The 22,368-nt window shown below is 60.9% G+C and carries 22 protein-coding genes; 11 read left to right on the forward strand and 11 right to left on the reverse strand.

Annotated features, from left to right (window positions below; all coding sequences use genetic code 11):
• Nucleotides 1-143: 143 nt before the first annotated feature.
• From rbfA to OS035_RS08285, 6 genes are all read left to right on the forward strand, one after another.
• Nucleotides 144-548, forward strand: a complete 405-nt coding sequence (gene rbfA / locus OS035_RS08260; RefSeq protein ID WP_097628407.1) for a 30S ribosome-binding factor RbfA — start codon at nucleotides 144-146, stop codon at nucleotides 546-548.
• Between the two features lie 13 nt (nucleotides 549-561).
• Nucleotides 562-1,494, forward strand: a complete 933-nt coding sequence (truB, locus tag OS035_RS08265; RefSeq protein ID WP_097628408.1) for a tRNA pseudouridine(55) synthase TruB — start codon at nucleotides 562-564, stop codon at nucleotides 1,492-1,494.
• 100 nt (nucleotides 1,495-1,594) lie between these two features.
• The gene (locus tag OS035_RS08270) at nucleotides 1,595-2,446 is read left to right on the forward strand and encodes an alpha/beta fold hydrolase (RefSeq protein ID WP_097628481.1); all 852 of its coding nucleotides are present in this window, start codon (nucleotides 1,595-1,597) and stop codon (nucleotides 2,444-2,446) included.
• Between the two features lie 153 nt (nucleotides 2,447-2,599).
• Nucleotides 2,600-2,869, forward strand: coding sequence for a 30S ribosomal protein S15 (gene rpsO / locus OS035_RS08275; protein ID WP_025417456.1), 270 nt, complete (start codon nucleotides 2,600-2,602; stop codon nucleotides 2,867-2,869).
• A gap of 356 nt (nucleotides 2,870-3,225) precedes the next feature.
• The gene (gene pnp, locus OS035_RS08280) at nucleotides 3,226-5,364 is read left to right on the forward strand and encodes a polyribonucleotide nucleotidyltransferase (protein ID WP_097628409.1); all 2,139 of its coding nucleotides are present in this window, start codon (nucleotides 3,226-3,228) and stop codon (nucleotides 5,362-5,364) included.
• 130 nt (nucleotides 5,365-5,494) lie between these two features.
• Complete coding sequence (locus OS035_RS08285) at nucleotides 5,495-6,511, forward strand: class I SAM-dependent methyltransferase (protein WP_097628410.1); 1,017 nt, start codon at nucleotides 5,495-5,497, stop codon at nucleotides 6,509-6,511.
• 95 nt (nucleotides 6,512-6,606) lie between these two features.
• Here OS035_RS08285 and fabI read toward each other — a convergent pair whose 3' ends face one another.
• From fabI to fabA, 3 genes are read right to left on the reverse strand one after another with little or no spacing between them, the layout of a single operon-like run.
• Nucleotides 6,607-7,413, reverse strand: coding sequence for an enoyl-ACP reductase FabI (gene fabI / locus OS035_RS08290; RefSeq protein WP_097628411.1), 807 nt, complete (start codon nucleotides 7,411-7,413; stop codon nucleotides 6,607-6,609).
• A 4-nt stretch (nucleotides 7,414-7,417) separates the two neighbouring features.
• Nucleotides 7,418-8,650, reverse strand: a complete 1,233-nt coding sequence (gene fabB, locus OS035_RS08295) for a beta-ketoacyl-ACP synthase I (protein WP_097628412.1) — start codon at nucleotides 8,648-8,650, stop codon at nucleotides 7,418-7,420.
• Nucleotides 8,651-8,693: 43 nt separating this feature from the next.
• The gene (gene fabA, locus OS035_RS08300; RefSeq protein ID WP_003589358.1) at nucleotides 8,694-9,209 is read right to left on the reverse strand and encodes a 3-hydroxyacyl-[acyl-carrier-protein] dehydratase FabA; all 516 of its coding nucleotides are present in this window, start codon (nucleotides 9,207-9,209) and stop codon (nucleotides 8,694-8,696) included.
• 300 nt (nucleotides 9,210-9,509) lie between these two features.
• Between fabA and irrA the strand changes: the two genes are divergently transcribed.
• Nucleotides 9,510-9,929: an iron response transcriptional regulator IrrA gene (gene irrA, locus OS035_RS08305; RefSeq protein WP_003555773.1), complete on the forward strand. Its 420-nt coding sequence runs from the start codon at nucleotides 9,510-9,512 to the stop codon at nucleotides 9,927-9,929.
• Between the two features lie 8 nt (nucleotides 9,930-9,937).
• Here irrA and OS035_RS08310 read toward each other — a convergent pair whose 3' ends face one another.
• Complete coding sequence (locus OS035_RS08310) at nucleotides 9,938-10,573, reverse strand: trimeric intracellular cation channel family protein (protein ID WP_003583389.1); 636 nt, start codon at nucleotides 10,571-10,573, stop codon at nucleotides 9,938-9,940.
• A 175-nt stretch (nucleotides 10,574-10,748) separates the two neighbouring features.
• Here OS035_RS08310 and OS035_RS08315 point away from each other — a divergent pair, with 175 nt between their 5' ends.
• Nucleotides 10,749-11,222 carry a hypothetical protein gene (locus OS035_RS08315; RefSeq protein WP_331813605.1) on the forward strand — a complete coding sequence of 158 codons (474 nt, stop codon included), beginning with the start codon at nucleotides 10,749-10,751 and terminating at the stop codon, nucleotides 11,220-11,222.
• Nucleotide 11,223: 1 nt separating this feature from the next.
• On the opposite strand, the gene OS035_RS08320 is transcribed toward OS035_RS08315, so the two are convergent.
• Together OS035_RS08320 and OS035_RS08325 are read right to left on the reverse strand one after the other, a co-directional pair.
• Nucleotides 11,224-12,012, reverse strand: a complete 789-nt coding sequence (locus OS035_RS08320; RefSeq protein ID WP_183781746.1) for a YdcF family protein — start codon at nucleotides 12,010-12,012, stop codon at nucleotides 11,224-11,226.
• Between the two features lie 67 nt (nucleotides 12,013-12,079).
• Complete coding sequence (locus tag OS035_RS08325) at nucleotides 12,080-12,802, reverse strand: YoaK family protein (RefSeq protein WP_183781749.1); 723 nt, start codon at nucleotides 12,800-12,802, stop codon at nucleotides 12,080-12,082.
• Between the two features lie 225 nt (nucleotides 12,803-13,027).
• Between OS035_RS08325 and OS035_RS08330 the strand changes: the two genes are divergently transcribed.
• Complete coding sequence (locus tag OS035_RS08330; protein WP_183781752.1) at nucleotides 13,028-14,239, forward strand: alpha/beta hydrolase; 1,212 nt, start codon at nucleotides 13,028-13,030, stop codon at nucleotides 14,237-14,239.
• Between the two features lie 11 nt (nucleotides 14,240-14,250).
• Nucleotides 14,251-16,191, forward strand: coding sequence for a mechanosensitive ion channel family protein (locus OS035_RS08335; RefSeq protein ID WP_183781755.1), 1,941 nt, complete (start codon nucleotides 14,251-14,253; stop codon nucleotides 16,189-16,191).
• 25 nt (nucleotides 16,192-16,216) lie between these two features.
• Here the strand turns inward: OS035_RS08335 and OS035_RS08340 are convergent, their stop codons facing one another.
• Nucleotides 16,217-16,576: a hypothetical protein gene (locus OS035_RS08340; protein ID WP_097628417.1), complete on the reverse strand. Its 360-nt coding sequence runs from the start codon at nucleotides 16,574-16,576 to the stop codon at nucleotides 16,217-16,219.
• A 64-nt stretch (nucleotides 16,577-16,640) separates the two neighbouring features.
• On the reverse strand, nucleotides 16,641-17,288 hold the full coding sequence (locus OS035_RS08345; RefSeq protein WP_183781758.1) for a helix-turn-helix domain-containing protein: 648 nt from the start codon (nucleotides 17,286-17,288) through the stop codon (nucleotides 16,641-16,643).
• A 157-nt stretch (nucleotides 17,289-17,445) separates the two neighbouring features.
• Between OS035_RS08345 and OS035_RS08350 the strand changes: the two genes are divergently transcribed.
• Nucleotides 17,446-18,429, forward strand: coding sequence for a hypothetical protein (locus OS035_RS08350; protein ID WP_097628419.1), 984 nt, complete (start codon nucleotides 17,446-17,448; stop codon nucleotides 18,427-18,429).
• Between the two features lie 167 nt (nucleotides 18,430-18,596).
• On the opposite strand, the gene OS035_RS08355 is transcribed toward OS035_RS08350, so the two are convergent.
• The 3 genes from OS035_RS08355 to OS035_RS08365 form a co-directional block, all read right to left on the reverse strand.
• Entirely contained in the window at nucleotides 18,597-20,372 is a 1,776-nt protein-coding gene (locus OS035_RS08355; RefSeq protein WP_183781761.1) for a hypothetical protein, read from the reverse strand.
• A 92-nt stretch (nucleotides 20,373-20,464) separates the two neighbouring features.
• The gene (locus OS035_RS08360) at nucleotides 20,465-21,133 is read right to left on the reverse strand and encodes a response regulator transcription factor (protein WP_183781764.1); all 669 of its coding nucleotides are present in this window, start codon (nucleotides 21,131-21,133) and stop codon (nucleotides 20,465-20,467) included.
• Entirely contained in the window at nucleotides 21,099-22,349 is a 1,251-nt protein-coding gene (locus tag OS035_RS08365; RefSeq protein WP_183781767.1) for a sensor histidine kinase, read from the reverse strand. Before OS035_RS08365 ends, OS035_RS08360 begins: the two co-directional genes overlap by 35 nt.
• Between the last annotated feature and the right edge of the window lie 19 nt (nucleotides 22,350-22,368).

The raw sequence follows: 22,368 nt of genomic DNA on the forward strand, positions 1-22,368 counted from the left end.
CAGCATCAGCTTTCCGAAAGCCATTCGCCAGCCGGCGGATGGCTTTCGGGCATCCGCCGGCTTGACCTTTTCGGCCAAAGGAGTCATTGACGCTCTCCTTTGACGGGTTCGATTCCCAGCCGCATCGGCAAATAGAGATAACAATGACCAGAGCAACTTCTTCCGCGCCTTCGCAGCGCATGCTGCGCGTTGGCGAACAGGTCCGCGCCGCGATTACCCAGGTACTGCAGCGCGGCGAAGTGCGCGACGATGTCATCGAAGCGACGGTGATCTCGATCTCGGAAGTGCGCATGTCGCCCGACCTGAAGATCGCCACCGCCTATGTGACGCCGCTCGGCGTTTCCGACCACAGCGTGGTCATCGAGGCGCTGAACCGTCATGCGAAGTATATCCGCGGCAGGCTCGGGCAGCAGCTTCGGCAGATGAAATACATGCCGGAAGTGCGCTTCCGCGACGATACCAGCTTCGACAACTACAAGAAAATCGACGAGCTGCTGCGTTCGCCCGAGGTGCGCCGCGACCTCGACGGCGATAACGACGAACAATAAACAGAAGAGACGCATGTCCAAACCACGCAAACCCAAAGGCCGGCCGATTTCCGGCTGGCTGATCCTCGACAAGCCGGTGGATTTCGGCTCGACGGAAGCCGTTTCCAAGATCAAGTGGCTCTACAAGGCGCAGAAGGCCGGTCATGCCGGCACGCTCGATCCGCTCGCCTCCGGCATGCTGCCGATCGCGCTCGGCGATGCGACGAAGACCGTTCCCTATGTGATGGACGGCCGCAAGATCTATGAATTCACGGTCAGCTGGGGCGAAGAGCGGGCAACGGACGATCTCGAAGGCGAGGTGACCGCAAGCTCGGACAACCGTCCCAGCGAACAACAGATCCGCGATATCCTGCCCGGCTACATCGGCACCATCAGCCAGGTGCCGCCGCAGTTTTCCGCAATCAAGATATCGGGTGAACGCGCCTATGATCTGGCGCGTGAAGGCGAAACCGTCGAAATCCCCTCGCGTGAAGTCGATATCTTCCGGCTGACCCTGCTCGCCTGCCCGGATGCGAATAGCGCGCATTTCGAAGTGGAATGCGGCAAGGGCACCTATGTCAGGGCGCTTGCCCGCGATTTCGGCCGCGAGCTCGGCTGTTACGGCCATGTGTCCGGGCTGCGGCGCACTTTCGTGGCGCCCTTCGCGGAAGAAGCGATGGTGCCGCTCGCGGACCTCGTGGCGCTGGAAGCGATCGAGGACATGGACGAGCGGCTTGCCGCCCTCGACGCGCTGCTGATCGACACCTGCGAGGCGCTATCGGCCCTGCCTCACCTCGTCATCAACGACGACCAGGCGCACAGGCTGAAGATGGGCAACCCGATCCTCGTGCGCGGCCGCGATGCGCCGATTGCCGAAAGCGAAGCCTATGCGACGGCCCGCGGCAGGCTGATCGCGATCGGTGAGATCGGCCAGGGCGAGTTTCGCCCGAAGCGGGTTTTTGCCTGAACCTATGCAGCTGACGATTGTCAGGCGGTAGCGATGCGATATCTTCCTTTCGGGCGATGGCCGCCCGAGGGGCCGTTGCGGCCCGGCAAGGGGGATGATGATGCGCGCAACCGCGATCCGCATGCTGACGTTCTTTTCGATGTTTCTCACCGTTACCGGCGCTCAATCCGGCGAGCGCTGGGCCGAGCTGCCGGCTTTTCCGGCGATGCCCGTGCCGAAGACCAGCGGCATGGCTGAGGTGAACGACATCAAGATGTATTACGCCGAATATGGTGAAGGCGAGCCGATGCTCTTCATCCATGGCGGGCTTGGCAATGCCGATGTCTGGGGTCACCAGATCGCCGAATTCGCCAAAGACCACCTGGTCATCGTTGCCGACAGCCGCGGGCATGGGCGCTCGACGCGCAGCCAAAAGCCCTTCGGCTACGACCTGATGACATCGGATTATGCAGCCCTTCTCGACCATCTGAAGATCGGCAAGGTGACCCTGGTGGGATGGTCGGACGGCGGCATCATCGGCATCGACATGGCGATGAACCATCCGGAAAAGCTGACGCGCGTCATTGCCCAGGCCGCCAACGTCACGACCGACGGCGTCAAGCCTGACGTCATGAGCAACAAGACCTTCAACGACTATATCAACGTCGCCGGCGAACAGTACCGGAAGCTGTCGCCGACGCCGAACGAGTACGACGCCTTCGTCACCCAGATCTCCGAGATGTGGGCGACACAGCCGGCCTGGACGGCAGCGGATCTCGGAAAGATCACGGTGCCGGTCACGCTCGCCATCGGCGATCACGACGAAGCCGTGAAGCTCGACCATAACGAGATGATGGCGAAAGAAATTCCGGGCGCAAAGCTGGTGATCCTGAAAGAGGCCAGCCATTTCGCCATGCTGCAGGATCCCGCGGGTTACGATGCGATGATCCGGGAGGCGATGGCGGGCCGCTGAAAACCGCCGCGGGCGCTCCCCTCTTTCCATCGCTGCTTAATTGGTTTATAGGCAGCGCCAGCGTCAGGTTCGCCTGCTCGCATTCACGGCCAAAGCTGGACGGCATCCCGGCTTTTGGCGACCTTTATCTCCTCTCTTAGAAAGGATCACCCGATGTCGATCACTGCTGAGCGCAAGTCTGCGCTGATCAAGGAATACGCAACCGCCGAAGGCGATACCGGTTCTCCGGAAGTCCAGGTCGCGATCCTGACCGAACGCATCAACAACCTGACCGAACACTTCAAGGACCACAAGAAGGATAACCATTCCCGCCGTGGCCTGTTGACGATGGTTTCGAGCCGCCGCTCGCTTCTTGATTATCTCAAGAAGAAGGATGAAGGCCGCTATTCCAAGCTGATCTCCAGCCTGGGTATCCGCCGCTAAGATTGCCCGGCGGGCGCTTTCCGAGCGCCCGCCGGATCCTGTTTGGGGACACGGTTCCCGATGAAATGTTCCAGCCGCGCCCTATCTGCAAGCGGTGGAAAGATCGGCGGACCCGGATGGGCCGGTTCTGCCAAACCAACCGTTGACCTGTCATGGGGCAGGATTGCCGGATGCTTTCGGCCAAGGCTTCTTCAAAGCTTTGGCCTGGTTTTCTAAGGGATCTCGGATTTGTCGAGGAACCGAGGATGAAAAGCCTCCCGTTGTCTTGCCCGTGATACGTCACATTATTTGCGGTCGACTGTGCGCTGCGCCCTGGTATCGGCGATGGCGCGTGCTCCCGCATTGAAGGACAAATCATGTTTGATACACACACAGTCGAAATCGAGTGGGCCGGCCGCCCGCTGAAGCTCGAAACCGGCAAGATCGCCCGTCAGGCCGACGGCGCCGTTCTTGCCACCTACGGCGAAACCGTCGTTCTCGCCACCGTCGTCTCGGCCAAGGCGCCGAAGCCCGGCCAGGACTTCTTTCCGCTCACCGTCAACTACCAGGAAAAGACCTACGCAGCCGGCAAGATCCCCGGCGGCTATTTCAAGCGCGAAGGGCGCCCTAGCGAGAACGAGACCCTCGTCTCCCGCCTGATCGACCGCCCGATCCGCCCGCTCTTCCCGGAAGGTTACAAGAACGACACGCAGGTCGTCGTTACCGTCATCCAGCATGACCTCGAGAACAACCCGGACATCCTGTCCATGGTCGCGACCTCGGCAGCGCTGACGCTCTCCGGCGTTCCCTTCATGGGCCCGGTGGGCGGTGCGCGTGTCGGCTACATCAACGGCGAATACGTTCTCAACCCGCATCTCGACGAGATGGACGAATCGAGCCTCGATCTCGTCGTCGCCGGCACCTACGACGCCGTGCTGATGGTTGAATCCGAAGCCAAGGAACTCAACGAAGAAGTCATGCTCGGCGCCGTCATGTTCGGCCATAAGGGCTTCCAGCCGGTTCTTGACGCGATCATCAAGCTCGCCGAAGTGGCCGCCAAGGAGCCGCGCGACTTCCAGCCGGAAGACTATTCCGCTCTCGAAACCGAGATGCTCGGCCTTGCCGAAGCTGAACTTCGCCAAGCCTACAAGATCACTCAGAAGGCTGACCGCTACGCCGCCGTCGACGCCGTCAAGGCCAAGGTGAAGGCACACTTCCTGCCCGAGGAAGGCGAAGCCAAGTACACGGCCGAAGAAGTCGGCGCGATCTTCAAGCACCTGCAGGCGAAAATCGTCCGCTGGAACATCCTCGACACCAAGAGCCGCATCGACGGCCGCGACCTCGAAACCGTTCGTCCGATCGTATCGGAAGTCGGCCTTCTGCCGCGCACCCATGGTTCGGCACTGTTCACCCGCGGTGAAACGCAGGCCATCGTGGTTGCCACGCTCGGCACCGGCGAAGACGAACAGTATGTCGACAGCCTGACGGGCATGTACAAGGAGCGCTTCCTGCTCCATTACAACTTCCCTCCCTACTCGGTTGGCGAAACCGGCCGCATGGGCTCCCCGGGCCGCCGCGAAATCGGCCACGGCAAGCTCGCATGGCGCGCCATCCGTCCGATGCTGCCGACGCCTGAGCAGTTCCCCTACACGTTGCGCGTCGTCTCCGAGATCACCGAGTCGAACGGCTCGTCCTCGATGGCGACCGTCTGCGGCACCTCGCTCGCCCTGATGGATGCAGGCGTTCCGCTGGCAAAGCCGGTTGCCGGTATCGCCATGGGCCTGATCCTGGAAGGCGATCGCTTCGCCGTCCTCTCCGACATTCTCGGTGACGAAGACCACCTCGGCGACATGGACTTCAAGGTTGCAGGTACTGCCGACGGCATCACCTCGCTGCAGATGGACATCAAGATCGCCGGCATCACCGAAGAGATCATGAAGGTCGCCCTTGGCCAGGCCCAGGGCGGTCGTGCCCACATTCTCGGCGAAATGGCGAAGGCCATTACCGAAAGCCGCGGCCAGCTCGGCGAATTCGCTCCGCGCATCGAAGTCATGAACATCCCGGTCGACAAGATCCGCGAAGTCATCGGCTCCGGCGGCAAGGTCATCCGCGAAATCGTCGAAAAGACCGGCGCCAAGATCAACATCGAGGACGACGGCACCGTCAAGATCGCCTCCTCCTCAGGCAAGGAGATCGAAGCGGCCCGCAAGTGGATCCACTCGATCGTCGCCGAGCCTGAAATCGGTCAGATCTACGAAGGCACTGTTGTCAAGACCGCCGACTTTGGCGCCTTCGTCAACTTCTTCGGCGCCCGTGACGGCCTCGTCCACATCTCGCAGCTGGCGTCCGAGCGCGTTGCCAAGACGCAGGACGTCGTCAAGGAAGGCGACAAGGTCTGGGTCAAGCTGCTCGGCTTCGACGAACGCGGCAAGGTTCGCCTGTCGATGAAGGTCGTCGACCAGGCCACCGGCCAGGAGATCGCGAACGAGAAGAAGAAGGAAGAAGCGGCCGAATAAGCCGCGTCTCCCAGATTTCACTCCGGGCGCGGGAATCTTCCGCGCCCTTTTTGCATCCTGGTTTTGCGCATGTCGTGGCCTTGAAACCGCTCGACACTTTTGCGCGACATGCTTTAACGAGACGAGACCCATGAGCCGCGAGACGCTGAAGACCCTGTTCCATCCCTTTGCCAGCGGCACGGTCGCGGCGCCCGGCGAGGCCGAGCGCGTGCTCTTCCTCGGTGCCGAGGCAGGCTTTGCGCTGCCGGAAGGTTTTGCCGCCACGCTGAGCGCCGTCCAGGGCTTCCGGCCGCTCTACCGGCAGCTTCAGGCGCAGCGGATCGAAGCAAAGCCTGAGATCGAGGGCGAGGACTACGATGCTGCCTTGGTGCTCTGCACGAAGCACAAGGGCGAGAACGAGGCCAATCTTGCCGCCGCCATCGCTCGCACGCGGGCCGGCGGCCTGATCGTCGTTGCCGGCGCCAAGGAAGACGGCATCCAGCCGCTGCGCAAGCGCCTCGAAGGTTTCGGCCTCGCCATCGACCATATGCCGAAATATCACGGTGTCGCCTTCTGGTTCGGCCGCCCTGCCGACGCCGACGAGATCGTCTCCAAGCTGGCAAAGGCGCCGGTACGCGTCGACGGCCGTTTCAATGCCACCGCCGGCATGTTCTCACATGACCGGGTCGATGCCGGGTCGGAACTGCTCGCCTCGCGCCTGCCGCAGGATTTTACCGGCGATGTGGCGGATTTCGGCGCCGGATGGGGTTATCTCTCCGTCGAGTTGGCACAGAGGTCGCGCGGACTGACCCGCCTCGACCTCTACGAGGCCGATCACGCGGCTCTGGAGGCTGCTAGGGACAATCTGGCGGAGAACTGCCCGAACGCGCCTGCGCGCTTCTTCTGGCACGATCTGGCGGGCGAGCCGGTCAAGGACAAATACGATCTCGTCATCATGAACCCGCCCTTCCATGAGGGCCACGCAGCCGAGCCGGCGCTCGGCCAGGCAATGATCAAAACCGCCGCATCTGCGCTACGCGGCGGCGGCCGTCTGATGCTGGTCGCCAATCGCGGCCTGCCCTACGAGCCGGTTCTGGCGGCGAATTTCAGGGAAAGCGGCGAAACCTGCCGCAACGCCCGCTTCAAGGTGCTGTGGGCGAAGAAATAGAGTTTAGCCTGCCTCGCTACCGGGCATTCCATCGATAGAAAAAGGCCGTGCGCATCATCTGCGCACGGCCTTTACGTTTCACATCAAGGGAGTGTCTACTCGACGTCGGCCCTGCGCAGCGTGTCTAGCGTCGGCATGGAGGTAACGTTGAAACCGGCGTCGACGAAGTGGATTTCCCCGGTGACGCCGGCGGAAAGGTCAGAAAGCAGGTAGAGAGCCGAATTGCCGACCTGGTCGATGGTGACGGTCTTGCGCAGCGGCGCGTTACGCTGGTTCCAGGAGAGAATCGCGCGCGCATCTGAGATGCCGGCACCGGCGAGCGTGCGGATCGGGCCGGCCGATATAGCGTTGACGCGGATGCCGCGGGGGCCGTAATCGGCGGCAAGATAACGCACCGAAGCTTCGAGCGCTGCCTTGGCGACCCCCATGACATTGTAATTCGGGATGACCCGCGTCGAGCCGTTATAGGTCAGCGTCAGCATCGCGCCGCCGTCTTCCATTAACGGCGCGCAGCGCTTGGCGATCTCGGTGAAAGAGAAACAGGAAATGACCATGGTGCGGCTGAAATTCTCGCGCGTCGTGTCGGCGTAGAGACCCTTCAGCTCGTTCTTGTCGGAAAAACCGATCGCGTGGACAATGAAATCCAGCTTGCCCCAGCGCTGTTCGATCGCGTCGACCAAAGCGTCGACCGAGGCGATGTCCTCGACGTCGCAGGGCACCACGAAATCGGAGCCGACTTCGGCGGCAAGCGGCTTGACGCGCTTGCCCAGCGCATCGCCCTGATAGGTGAAGGCGAGTTCCGCACCCTGTGCGGCAAGAGCTTTTGAAATTCCCCAGGCGATCGAGTGGTTGTTTGCGACGCCCATGATGAGGCCGCGTTTACCCTGCATGATTCCAGTCATTTTATTATCCGTTATAGCGCTGGAAGACGAGCGTGGCGTTCGTCCCGCCGAAGCCGAAGGAGTTGGAGAGGGCGATATCGATCTTCGCATCGTCGATACGCTTGCGCACGATCGGCACGCCTTCGAATTCGGGATCGAGCTCGGTGATGTGGGCGCTTTCGCCGATGAAGCCGTGCTGCATCATCAGCAGGGAATAGATCGATTCCTGCACGCCGGCCGCACCCAGCGAATGGCCGGTCAGCGACTTGGTCGACTGAATATGCGGGATCTTGGCGCCGAACACTTCACGGATGGCGCCGATTTCCTTGCTGTCGCCGACCGGCGTCGAGGTGCCGTGAGTGTTGACGTAGTCGACGTCGCCTTTGACTGATGCAAGCGCCTGGCGCATGCAGCGGATGGCGCCCTCGCCCGAGGGGGCGACCATGTCGTAACCGTCCGAGGTTGCGCCGTAGCCGACGATTTCGGCATAGATCTTCGCACCGCGGGCCTTGGCGCGCTCCAGCTCCTCGAGCACCAGCACGCCGGCGCCGCCGGCGATGACGAATCCGTCGCGGTTGACGTCATAGGCGCGCGAGGCGCTGTCCGGCGTATCGTTGTACTTGGAGGACATGGCGCCCATGGCATCGAAGAGGTTGGACATCGTCCAGTCGAGATCTTCGTGGCCGCCGGCAAACATCACGTCCTGCTTGCCCCACTGGATCATCTCGGCGGCGTTGCCGATGCAATGCGCTGATGTCGAGCAGGCTGACGAGATCGAGTAATTGACGCCGTGGATCTTGAACCAGGTGGCAAGTGTCGCAGATGCGGTCGAGGACATCGCCTTCGGCACGGCGAAGGGGCCGATGCGCTTCGGGCTGTTGTTCTTGACGGTGATGTCGGCCGCCTCGATCAGTGTGCGGGTGGATGGGCCGCCAGAGCCCATGATAATGCCGGTGCGCTCGTTCTGAGCGTAGTCCTTCTCTTCCAGCCCGGAATCGGCAAGTGCCTGTTTCATGGCGACATGGTTCCAGGCGCCGCCCTGCGACAGGAAGCGCATGGCGCGGCGATCGACCAGTTCGGCAAGGTCCGCAGCGCCGAGCGCGGGGCTGCCCCAAACCTGGCACTTGAAGCCGTGTTCTGCGAAATCGCTGGAGAAGGAGATACCCGACTTTGCCTGCCGCAAGGATTCGGTGACTTCGGCGGCGTCGTTTCCGATCGAGGACACGATACCCAGACCCGTGACAACTACCCGTCTCATCTGATCAAACCTTTTTTGTTTCGTGAGCCGCTCAAGATGCGGTTCAGGCCGTCTTGTCTTTTGAGAGACCGACACGAAGATCGGCCGCCTGATATATGGTTTCGCCGTCCGCCTTCAACCAGCCATCGGCCGTACCGAGGACCAGGCGGCCGCGCATGACGCGCTTGAAGTCGATGCCATATTCGATCAGCTTCGTGTGCGGACGGACCATGCCCTTGAACTTCACTTCGCCTGTCGACAGCGCCATGCCGCGGCCTTCCTCGCCGAGCCAGCCCAGGAAGAAGCCGGTCAGCTGCCACATGCCGTCAAGGCCGAGGCAGCCCGGCATGATCGGATTGCCTTCGAAATGGCAGGGAAAATACCAATCGTCGGGGCGTACGTCGTATTCGGCCCTGAGATACCCTTTGTCGAAGGTCCCGCCCGTTTCGGAAATGTCGGTGATGCGGTGAACCATCAGCATGGGCGGCAGCGGAAGCTGCGCATTGCCGGGTCCGAACAGCTCGCCATGTGCGCAGGCGATGAGTTCGTCGTACGAGAAGCTGGACTGTCTGGTCGTCATAAAGTTTCTTTTCCCTCCCGCGTGAGCCCATGGATGTGAACGTGTAGTCCAAGTTCTTCAGAAAATGAAGCACGAGCAAGGCGGCTTCATCCATGGTCCCGGACCAAGCTTGCGCTATTATTTGGTGGTCGCATACAGGAAGGCCAGGGCTGCGACCAGACCTATTTGCGTTAAAAGCCGGTTTTGGCGGCGTTTATCAGGCTCTTGTCCCCATTGAACTATTGAAAGGCTCCTGTGCAAAAGTTATACCGCTTGAAGAAACATGATTGAATTATGCAGGAATAATCGGAGTTGGTTTTGATGACGGGTGCACTCCCGATCGCCATTGAGGTCAGGCTGCGCGGCGCAGGCCTGCGGCCTACCCGCCAGCGCGTCGCGCTCGGCGACCTGCTCTTTGCCAAGGGCGACCGGCACTTGACGGTCGAGGAACTGCATGAGGAGGCCGTTGCCGCCGGCGTGCCGGTGTCACTGGCAACCGTCTACAACACGCTGCATCAGTTCACCGAAGCCGGCCTCATCCGCGTTCTCGCCGTCGAGAGCGCCAAGACCTATTTCGACACCAATGTTTCTGACCACCACCATTTCTTCGTCGAAGGCGAGAACGAGGTGCTCGACATTCCGGTCAGCAACCTGACGATCGCCAATCTGCCAGAGCCGCCTGAAGGCATGGAGATCGCCCATGTCGACGTGGTAATCCGGCTGCGGGCGAAGCAGGGCTGACGCCCGCGTTACATGACATCGTCAGGGTGCCGGCCGGGCTTGTGCCTGTAGGTCGGAAAAGTCCAGCCGAACCACAGAGCGCCGCCGCGCACCGCAAAGGCCGCCACGACACCGCAGGCAGACGCCAGATAGAGCGGCATTCCCAGCCCATTGGCGAGCGTGAACACGCCGGCGCCGATAAGGGCCGCGGTCACGTAAATCTCCGGCCTGAGCAGCACCGAAGGCTCGTTTGCCATCAGATCACGCAGAATGCCGCCGAAGGTTGCCGTCAGCGTGCCGGTGACGATCGCGATGGTCGGTGAGCCGGTGGCGGCGAGCCCCTTGGCGGCGCCCAGCACGCAATAGGCGGCAAGGCCGATCGCATCCAGCCAGATCAGCAGGCGATAGCGTGATTCCAAGAGGTGGGCGGTGAAGAAAACCACGACGCCCACGATGCAGCAGACCAGGATATAGGCCGGATTCAGCACCCAGAAGACCGGCACGCGGCCGAGCACGATATCGCGCACGGTGCCGCCGCCCGTTCCCGTCACCATGGCGAAAAACAGAAAACCGATCAGGTCCAGCTGCTTGCGCGAGGCGGCGAGCGCGCCCGTCGCGGCAAACAGCGCGATGCCGGCGTAATCGAGATAGACGAGCAAGGACATGCGAACCCCGGAACGGCGGAATATTTCACCAAAAACCACGGCGGCAAGGGCGGCGCAAGGCGGTGGGGCCATAAAGATAATGTCTTTATTGATGCATGTCGTTGACCAAGAACCGCTGCACACTTTGTGGGCGACATGCATCGGGCTGCAGAGCCTTATCCAAAAGAGGAAAGCCGTGAAAACGCTGATGCTCGCCGTTCTGAATATTCTCCTGCTGGTCATCATGCCGGCTGTGGCCTTCGGTCAGCAATCGCTGATCTCCGATCCGGAGATCTACGAGAAGAAACATTTCCAGGAGCAATGCAAGGCGGCCGAATTCGCCGATGGCTTCGTCACTCGGCAGGACATCAACAATGACGGGCTGATCGATGCCGTAGTCAACGAGGGCCAGCTGACCTGCGACGGGCAGAAGGGTCCGCAATGCAACGACGACGGCTGCACCTATAATTTCTATCTGCAGGTGGCTGAAGGCGGCTATTTCATAATCGCGACGGCGCAGATCTACGGCTACGACTTCGTCCAGCGCTTCGGCAACATGGTGCTGGCAATGAAGATGCATCCGCGTTTCTGCGACCGCACCGAAGGTGACCCCTGCATTGTCACCGCGCGTGTGCGCGGCACGAAGTTCGTCACAATTTCAAAAAAGTAACTCAGCGCGGATACAGCTCCGACGTCCGGCCGGCGAGATAATAGCCGATCAGGCCGTACCATTCGCGGATCGCCGTCGCCATGTTCTGGGCATTGAGGTTCGGCTGGGTGAAATCCAGGCCCAGCCTGACCTGACCGTCGGTGCGATAATCGGTCGGCCAGGGCACGATATCGATACCGAGCTTGCGAAAGATGCCGACGGAGCGCGGCATATGGAAACCCGAGGTGATCAGCAGGCACTTGGAAAGCCCCTGGCTCGCCAGGAATTCCTTGGTATTGACGGCGTTTTCGAAAGTGGTGCGCGACTGCGTCTCCTCGATCAGCCGATCCCTGCCGACGCCGAAGAGCGGGAAGAAGCGCTCGGATGCCGCCGCATCACCTTCATAGACGCCCGAGATGGAGCCGTCGCCGCCCGAGACCAGGATGCTCGAGTCGGGAAATTTCTGCGCAAGCCGCAGGGCCTCGACGAAGCGGTCGGCGCCGCCGTTGAATTCGATGCCGTGGCGTACCGTATTCACCTCATTTTCGAAGGCGCCGCCGAGCACGATCATGCATTGCAGGCTCTCCGGATCGCCGGCTGGCTTGGCGAAGCGCTGCTCAAGGCCCTGCATCATGAGGTTGCCGGCCGTGGTGTAGAGCGTGACGAAGAGGATGAGGGCCGAAGCCGCGGCACCGAGGTTGCTTAAGATACGCCAGCGCAGAAGGCCGGCCATGAGGGCCAGGAAGACGAGGAAGAATGCCAGCGACAGCGGCTGAGCGAAAATCCATACAAGCTTCGAAATCAGGAACAAGACCTACTCCTTGAGACGGACGACGATGCTTCCTATCCGATTCGAGGGTAACAGGAATGCGACGCTTCTATTTGCCGCGTGCAATGGCCGAGTGGTGCGGCGCGGGCTTCTGGTTGAAGCGCCGCTGAAGCGGCCGGGGAATGAACATGGCGGCAAGCGCCAGCGCCATCGCAAAGATGGCGACCAGCCACAGCGCATGCGCGCCGGTCTGCCGCGTCAGCACCGCGCCGGCGATCGCGCCGAGCACCATGCCGCCCCAGGGCACGATTTGGATCGTCCATTCGATATGGCGGTCGCCGATGATCCAGCGGCCGATGCCGCGGCCGAGGCGCGACAGCGCGCCTGTGACATAAGTCAGCCCGATCGGCAGTCCTTCGATGTGTTCGACGGCGGCATTCACCATGCCCATGGCAAAAACGATCATATAGAAGCGTGCAAGCAGCAGGCCCTGCACCGTCGTCACCGAGGCGAGCGCCAGGACGAGACCGACGCAGCCGAGCACCACGAAAATGCGACGCTCGGAGACATGGGCGATGACGATCCCCGCCGCATTGCCGAGCACGAAAGCGCCGATGGCGGAGATCAGCACCGCCGCGTGATAGAGATTGCCTTGGCTCAAGGCGAGTGCTGCCCGCGTCGTATTGCCGGTCATGAAGGAGACGAAATCGCCGGTCAGCAGCAGACCGGTCGCGTCGGTCATGCCGGCCAGAAATGAGATAGCGCCGACGAGGGCAAGCCCGGTTGCGGTGCGTCGGGTGCGGATGAGACGGCGGCGTCTTGCTCTGGTCATGGGTTGCGGATCCTGAAGCCGAATCGCTGCGATTCCGGCAGCAAAGATACATCCTCTTCGTTGAGGAATTGGCAAAGGGGATCGGAATGGCTGGGAATGTGCTGGCCGACGATCCCGATCGGCTTGAAAGCCACAGATATTACGTGATGCTACAGGCGCCGCCATACCCCGCCTGCTAGTATGCAGGGCTCGGAAAGCCTCCTTGGGCGACTGCTGGATGTGTGAATGGCAAGACGTGGCGTGGCTCTTTTTCTTCTGCTGGCAAGTTGCGGGCATCCGGGCGGCGTGATGACGCCGGTTTCCAGTTCGTCGGCAATGCCGCCGACATCAAGGGTCGACATGCTGGTTGCGACCACGCGCGAGCCTTCCGGGAACCCGGCGACGCTGTTCAACGGCGAGCGCAGTTCGAAGCCGCATCTGACGCAGATTTCGATTTCCATCCCGGCAAAGCGCGAAGCCGGCACCGTGCAATGGCCGAAGCGCCTTCCGCCCGATCCTGCCACCGACTTTGCCGTGACCAACGTCCAGCAGATCGACACGGTGGCGCAGGGCCGTGTCTGGTTCCGGCAGCATGTGCACAGCGGGCATGCGCTCGTCTTCATTCACGGCTTCAACAACACCTATGAAGATTCCGTCTTCCGGCTGGCGCAGATCGTGCACGACAGCAAGATGCAGGCGACGCCTGTCTTGTTCACCTGGCCGTCGAGAGCGGAGATCACCGCCTACGAATACGACAAGGAAAGCACCAACTACTCGCGCACGGCACTGGAGCAGGCGCTGCGTACGCTGGCAGCCGACCCCGACGTCAAGGACATCACCCTCATGGCCCACTCGATGGGGACCTGGCTTGCCATGGAATCGCTGCGGCAGATGGGGATACGCGACGGCCACGTCAATTCGAAGATCCACAATGTCATCCTGGCCTCACCCGACATCGACATCCAGGTCTTCGCCAAACAATATGTAGAGATGGGCGAGCCGCGTCCAAAATTCACGATCTTCGTTTCCCAGGACGACAAGGCTCTCGCCGTCTCCAGCTTCATCACCGGACGCGTTTCCCGTCTCGGCGCGATCAATCCGGCGGAAGAGCCCTACCGTTCGAAGCTTGAGAAAGCCGGCATCACGGCCATCGACCTGACGAAGGTGAAGACCAACGACCGGCTCAACCACGGCAAATTCGCCGAAAGTCCCGAGATCGTCCAGCTCATCGGCCAGCGCCTGATGACCGGCCAGACGCTGACCGATTCCAAGGTCACGCTGGGCCAGGGTATTACCGCCGTCGTCGGCGGAACGGTGACGAATATCGGCACTGTTGCCGCGACCGCGGTGGCGGCGCCGGTTGCGATCATCGAGCAGCCGGTTACGCGCCAGAGACCGCCACGACCCGCCGACGAGACGCTCGACGGCGACCTGAAAAAACAGCCGCTGACGCAGTGAGGAGTTCCAGCTTGAAATGGCTTCTTTCCTTCACCGCCGCTTTTTTCTTCGCGCTGAGTGCTTTGGCGCAGGCTCAGCCAGCGGCCCCGCAACAGAAGATCGACGAACTCGTGCGCCTGTTGCAAGATCCCGAGGTGAAAGCCTGGCTCGATAGCCGCAAGCAGGAAAGCGGGGCCGCGACACCCGCCACGCCAGCGGGCAATTCGACCTTGGCCAACTGGGAGGCGGGCGCGCGGGCGCGTGTGCATGCGATTTTGTCAGCAATCCCAGCAATCCCGGCTGAGGTGACGGCGGCGGCGACGAGAGCCCGGAGCGAAGCCGCCAGCAGAGGCTATGCGCCTGTTTTCCTCATATTCGGCGGCCTGGTCGCTTTCGGTCTTGCCGCCGAGGCGATCTATCGCAGATTTGCCGCGCGCCGCGATGCATTGCTCGGCCGGCTGATCCCGGTCGGCATATTCGCGGGCGCGATGGGCATCGTCTTTTTCGCGGTGGAATGGCCGCCGCTCGCGCGCGTGACGCTGCTTGCCTATCTCTCGGCCTTCATCCTGTTTCGATTGGTGGCCGCACTGCTGTCTGCGGCGGCGATGGGAGCATCCCTGCGGCGGAGGCTATTGATCCTGTTCGGCCTCGTTTGTTTTGCGGGCGCGACCGCGGCCGCAAGCGAGCCGCTTGGCGTTTCCCCTGACGTCATCAAGGCCATCACCTACTGCTTCTCGGTGCTCGGACTGCTGCTTGCGATCGAGGCGGTGTGGTCGGTGTGGGAGGGAAGCCGCGCCAGGAAAGCGGCGATAGCGGCCTTCCTGGTCGTGCTGTGGCTCGTCTGGTGCCTCAATATGAGAGGCCTGTTCTGGATCGGCATCTACGCGCTGGTACTGCCCGGCATCCTGAATGCGGTCGGTCGGTTCGCGATATCCTTCACCAGCGATCCCGGCAGCTTGCGCGGTATCCTCATCGCCCGAGGCGCGCGCGCCGCTGTTATCGCGCTTGCGGTGGGATGGCTGGCGCTCGTCTGGCAGCTCAATCCCGATACGCTCGGTCAGCGCGACCCGATGATCGTCGCCTTGTTCTATGGCGGCCTGAAGAGCGTTCTGATTCTCGTGGTTGCCGACCTACTCTGGCAGGCAGCTCGCGGCTGGATCGACCGAACCTTGCGCATATCGACCAGCACGACATCGCTTGCGCCGGCCGACGCCGCCCGGCGCGCACGGTTCCGCACGCTTCTGCCGATCTTTCGCAATGCGCTCGCGGTCGCTGTTGCGGTCATGGCGGGGCTGATTGTGCTGGCGCAACTCGGCGTGCAGATCGGCCCGCTGATCGCCGGGGCGGGCATCTTCGGCGTCGCCATCGGTTTCGGCTCGCAGACCCTCGTCAAGGACGTCATCAACGGTGTGTTCTACATGCTCGACGATGCCTTCCGGGTGGGCGAATACATCCAGGCCAAGGACTACAAGGGAACGGTGGAGAGTTTTAGCCTGCGCTCGGTGCGTCTGCGCCATCATCGCGGCCCGGTGTTCACGGTCCCATTCAGCGAATTGGGCGCTGTCGAGAATATGAGCCGGGACTGGGTGATCGATAAGTTCAGGATCACCGTCGGCTTCGACACCGACATCGACAAGGCGCGCAAGCTAACCAAGAAAATCGGGGCTGAGCTGATCGAAGATCCGGAACTCGGCCAGCACTTCATCGAACCGCTGAAGATGAAGGGTGTCGAGCAGTTCGGCGACTACGGCATCGTCCTGAGCTTCGCCATGACCACGGTTCCGGGCATGCAGACCTATATTCGCCGCAAGGCCTATGCCAGGATTCGCGAGGTGTTCCTGGCTAACGGCATCGCATTCGCGCAGCCGACGGTGCAGGTCGGCGGCGACGACAAGGGTGGCGGCGCCGCGGCGGCGGCCGCGCAAGCGATCCGCGCGCAACAGGCGGCAAACACGGCGGCGCCGGCAAAGTGACCTCGCCGGCAAGGCGGATGAAGCGCTAAGGCTTCAAATCATAGGCCTGATGCGATGCACGAAGCTCCACCAGCGTTTTGCCGACACAGCTCCCACCGCCGGCACCGCCGATCGCTTTTGCTTGTCCGCCGAGCGTGATCGTGCCGGCGATCCGGTCGGATGCGACATAGGTCGCCACGCCGTCACGCGAGACCCGCGATATGTAAAAGGCATGATAGGTTTCGTTGTACTTGCAATGGATAACCAACGGAAATTGAGAGAAAGGATCGTCCTCGGCATGGATGGTGGGCAGTTGAAAAACCGCCGCCAAAACCGGGGCGACGACGAGGCCGGCAAGTCCTCTTTTGGTGATTCCGATTAACTTGCGGCGGGGCGCATGTGTCATGTTTCAAACCCTCTGTTGTGACTTGGGGCGCCGCGTTCTGAGGCGCGCAAAGGACGCCGACCGGCTAAGTCGTCAAGGCGACGAGCGCATCCCGGTCGAGAAGCCGAACGATCCGCTGCGACTTGCCGGCAAGACGAATGATGCGTTTTTCCCGAAGCTTCGTGAAAGAGCGGGCAACCGTTTCGACCGTCAGCCCGAGATAGTCGGCGATATCGCTACGAGACATCATCATATCGAATTCCGAATCCTCGGGATGGCTGTCAGCCATCTCCTGAACGAAAGCCGCCAGGCGCTTCAAGGCGCTTTGTTCGCTGATGATGAGTTGTTTGCACTGCGCCTTTGCCAGATTGGTCAGGGCAATGTGCAAAAGATCGATGGGGACGACCGCGACCTGATTGGTGGGAAACGGCCGCACCCGCGTTTCGCAGATGGCCTCCGCAAAATCGGTTCGGACATTGCCGTTTTCGAGCCCGAACCATTCACCCTTGCCGCAGAAGGATAAGATGTGCCGGTGGCCATTCGCTGTCAGGCGGTAAATTCGCACGGCACCCGTTTCGACCTGATAGATCGCGAGGGCGTATTCCCCTTCGCTATAGATCGTTTCATCGGCGCTGAGTTTGATCGTCGACTGATCTTTGGCTGTCGCGGAAACGGATCCATTGCGGTGGCCGGGCACCGTTGTATATTTTCCGATCGCGTAATCCTGAAACATGTGCGTCGTCCCCCATCCGCGTCCAGCATAAGCAGTCTTCGCGCGCCTCGGTATTCGAGATACCCCTTACGTATTGCTACGGAAGCACGCGGACGCAGAAGAGTGTATAAAGCTATCGCCCCTTGAGAGTGATACGGCGGTATCGCGGGAGGTCTATATGGCACCGGAAGAAGGAGGGGGCAGCAAGGCGCGTCAAGACTCGGAAAGCATTCGCGCGCAGCTCGATCGTATACTCGCAAGCCCGGAATTTCTTGCACCTGAACGCGGGCGCCGCTTCCTGCAATATATCGTCGAAGAGACGCTTGAAGAGCACGGCGAACAGCTCAAGGCCTTTGCGATCGCACAGGCGGTATTCGGCCGCGATGCCTCCTTCGATGCCCAGAACGATCCGGTTGTCCGTATCGAAGCCGGGCGAATCCGTCGCGCCCTCGAACGATATTATCTCGTCTGCGGACGCAACGACCCGATACAAATCACCATTCCCAAAGGGGGTTATGCTCCGCATTTTTCGAGCAATGAAGACACCTCGAACCTGGGGGCCGCCGATGCACCAAATCGTACGAACGAGCACCGTCAGCCGGGGCATGAACATGGTCAGCCCAGGCATGAGCGACCAATCAGCTACCGCGATCTTCTCTTGCCGATCGGTATTCCCGCCCTCTTCGGCGCAATCGCGGTACTCGCCCTCATCCGCCCGCTCGAATCCTACCTCTCACCACCCAAGACACCGCCGACACCTGCCGCCTCGACATCGAAGAGCAAGACCAGGATCGTCGTCGAACCCCTCGTGGCCCTCGGCGGCAGCGCGCGCGGGGCGGATTTTGCCAAGGGGCTGGTCGATCAGCTGATCGCCAAGCTGATGAAGGTGGACAGTCTTGTCGTGCTTGCTCCTGGTCGATCCGGCATGGAGACGACCGGCATGTTGTTCACTCTTCAGGGCAGCACCCTTGTCGAAGGCGCGATCCTGCATCTGCATGTCCGCCTGGTCGACGGCGCCGACGGCGCGGTCATCTGGGCAAATCAATATGAACGCGAGCTGCGGGATCAAACCATTCTCGATGTCGAGGATGAACTTGCCGCTCAAGTCATTGTAGAAATTTCAAGTAGCCGCAAACTGAGCGGCGCAGCGCCGCTTCCGTAGCCGCATTGCCAGCGAACGTGTTTCCGATCGCCGGCGACCGTCCAATCGGCATGGTTGCTGGCACCAAAACGCGTCGCATCAAACTTGATTCATGCAACATGCTTTGGCTCTTCGTTTTGATCCATGTCGTTATCCCGGAACTACTGCACACTTCCGGGCGAAATGCATTATCCTCCCGACGGCAGCTCAACGGGGATGCCTGCGGCGCGCAGTCCGGCAAAAACCCTTTCCTGATCCTCCGGGCGCTGCAAGCGTAGGGAAATCTCCTGACGGATATTCGTCATCAATGCCGGCGCGTTGGCAAGGATCCAATCCTGTTCCAGCTTGGCCTCGGCCATCTTGCCGGCAGCCCCGAGAATGGACAGCAGGGCAAGGTGGCGTATGGGATTGCAGTCGAGATCGGATATTCGCGACCATTGTTCTGCCGCTTCGAAATCGCCCCGCATAAAGGCGCACATCGCCATGCCACCCGCATAATAGCCTCTCGGGCCGGCATTTTTGTCGATCGCGATCGATACCAACTCGCAGCCTGATTGCCATTTTCCGGACATCGCCAAACGCAAGCCGTACTCGCCTGCAACTTCTACATCGTCAGGATTTGCAGCATAGGCCGCCGTTCCAGCTGCCAGTGCTTTGTCGATATCTCCCCGGAAGAAATTCACCAGCATAACGGCGCGGAGCACGCGGGTATTGTCCGGCGCGAGCGATGCCGCCCGTTGTGCCGAAGCATTTGCCAATTCGAGAGGTTCGGCCGAAGGTGGGGTGCCGAGCTTGTAGCGAAATCGCACTTCGTCAAGATAGACGAGGGACAAGAGCGCCCAGGACGTAGCATTATCAGGGTTACGCTGAGTTGCTTGTCGCAGGCACTCGCGCACAACACTATGGTTTTGCGCAGTCATCGTCTGCAGATAGCTATCATAGGCTGGGGTACAGGCTTCAGCATCCTGGTCTGCTTTTAGCGCCGACCGGGCGATTATCGCCGGTTCGGCCTGAAAGATCGCGCCATGAGGCTGCGCTATCGCACCGGCGATTTGCCGGGCGACATTTGCTTGAATTCCAAGCTTGTTTTGCGCGCGAAAATCGGCATCGAAATTATCGGCCCAGATGACGACCCCGTCTGTTTGGCGCACCAGCCTGGCGACCGAACGCAACCTGCTGCCGTCCATCTGGATGTTGCCTTGAAGCGCGTAGTCGGCGGCAGCGGCACGATCGCCCGTTGACGGATGGGAGACGACGATGACCTCATCGAGCTGAGCAAGCTGGCCGATAATATCGTCCCGCAGGCCGCGGGCGATATCCGCCCTGGAATCAACGGAGCTGCTTTCGGCGAAAACCTCGACGGCAACGGTCGGCACGGGGGCTGCTGGCGGCGGCGTGCGCACTAGGACACCTCCGACAATAAAAAGTGCAGACACCAGCGCGAGGAGAAGAAGAACGAAGATGGCCGGCAGACCGATCCCGCGGCCGCGACCCGCCGGTAGCGTCGGTGCGAGCACCTCCGGAAGCGGATGAGCTTGCTGCGCAAGGTATGCGATTCGAGCATTTTCCGGCTCGTTCTGCGGCGGCGGCGCATCGCGGAGATATTCGAAATGCGGCACATAGCCGCCTTTCGGCACAGTGACAATGACGTCGTCCGTCTGGCCGGCGACAAGATAATATCGTTCCAGGGCCTTTCGTATTCGGCCTGCCTCGATCCGCACGACCGGATCATTCTGCGGGTCGAATGACGCTTCCCGACCGAAAACCACATTTGCGATAGTAAAGGCCTTCAGGAAGCCCGATCGACCAGCGAGCGTCTCGCTGACGACAAACTCCAAAAAATTGCGCGCACGCTTCGGCGCGTGAAATTCTTCACTTGCAAGAATTCGCTCGACTTGTCGGCAGATTTCCTCAGCCGTCGGTCCAAGACTGCTGAATACATCGATCTTTGTTGCGTTTCTCATGATCGCCCCTACGATTAGATCACGCAATTATTTAAGCACTTTCTAAATCATCATATCGCAGGAGCTTCCACTTGCAAGCATCGTTTTCGAAATTATCGGGCGCAGGCTGGCCAAGCGTTGATCGCCGGGATCCGGGCGGTGTCGGTCGGCTGCTCAACTGCATCGATGGCGATGGTCATGCGCATGAGTTCTGCAAGATTGCGAGCCCCCATCTTGGCCATCACGTTGGCGCGGTGGACCTCAACCGTGCGCGAGCTGATGCCGAGATGATAGGCGATCACTTTGTTCTGCAAGCCATCCAGCACGCCGGTCAGAACCTGATGTTCGCGGTCCGTGAGCTGACGAACTCGTGCTGCGACACTTTCGCAATCGGCAACCGCGCGACCCGGCCTCCTTTGCCCGATTGCCAGATTGATCGCTGCGATTAGTGCCCCCTCCCCGACAGGTTTTTCTAGGAAATCCGCCGCCCCCGCCTTCATCGCCCGAACGGCTGCGGCGATGTCGCCCTGGCCGGTAATGACGATCGCCGGAACCTCCATGTTGAACCGGCGCAGGTGCTGGAGCAGTTCGATACCGTCGACATCGGGCATGCGCAGATCCGTCACAAGGCAGCCTCTGCCCGAAAAAGGGAGAAGATCCAGAAATTGTTTTGCGCAGCTATGCGCCCGCACGGCAAAACCTGCCGACACCAGCAGGAACGTCAAAGATCGTCGCAACGCTTCCTCGTCATCGACGAGATGAATCGTAAGGTCGTTCGCCATCGGTTTCGGTCTCCACCAGCGGAAGCGAGAAGGAGAAGATTGAACCGCTCTCCGTTCTTCGACGCGCGCTTATGCGGCCTCCATGCGCTTCGATAATGCGCTTGGACAATGCCAAGCCCATCCCAAGGCCATGCGGTTTGCCGGTCACGAAGGGTCGAAACAACGACTCTTCCATCTCGGCCGCAATCCCGCAGCCATTGTCGGACACCTCAACAACGAGATGCGAGGAATTGTCTATTATTGTCCTGATCACGATCGAGGGGTGCTTGACACACTCCGTCGCCTCCAGGGCGTTGCGAACCAGGTTCGTGAGCACCTGCACGATCTGAACGCGGCTTCCAAGAACTGTGTCCTGAACCGCTTCGAGCCGAAGGTCGGTATGAAGATCCTTACGCCGCGACCCAATGAGCGCCAGCCTTGTCGCCCTATGGATCAGCTCGTGCATCGCCTCCAGTTTCGTCTCGGACGCACCACGTTCCGCGAATTCCCTGACGTTCTGGACGATACTTCCTGCCCAGAGCGCGTGCTCCGTAATTTCCGACAGCGCTTGGCGAAGCTCTTTATCGCTCTGGCGACGTTTGCTCATGACAAGGCGCCCGCACCCCTCGGAATAAGCTGCGATAGACGATAGCGGCTGGGAAAGTTCATGGACGAGAGTGGATGCCATCTCTCCCAATTCAGTCATTCGTGCAAGACGGGCAATCTGATGCTGCAGCTCCTGAACTTGCTCCAGGGTTTCGCGCTCGGTTCGAAAGTCCTCGAAAATCGCCGCCGTGAAGGCGCCTGTTTCGTCATGCTTGCGAATAATTGTAAGGGCGGCCGGAAATTGGATTCCGCTCTTGGTGGTCACCAGACCGGAGCGTACCGCCCCGTGGTCTGCCCAGCGTCCATTCAGTCTTACATTCGGTGTCGAACGCCAGACAAACCCGATCTTCTGGCCGATCATCTCGCGCTCTTCATAACCGAACATCGCGACCGCAGCCTTGTTGCAGGCTGAAATTGCATGAGAACCACCGATAAAAAACACCGCGTCCGGCATGTGTTCGTGGAGTTGCCGGATCCAGTCCATTCGCAGCCCGCTGTTTTTATCACGCAAGGCACCCATCGTTTTGCGTGGCTGCGCTTGCGATATGCCGGGTGGGACTTTTCCTGGCTCGACTACGACGGTGGAACCGACTTCGGCGACGACGCGCGGCGCCTCCATCTTGATCGGCATGATGGTCTCCTCCGCCCCT

It is taken from the genome of Rhizobium sp. 268 (genome assembly GCF_036571585.1).
Lineage (GTDB): Bacteria > Pseudomonadota > Alphaproteobacteria > Rhizobiales > Rhizobiaceae > Rhizobium > Rhizobium redzepovicii.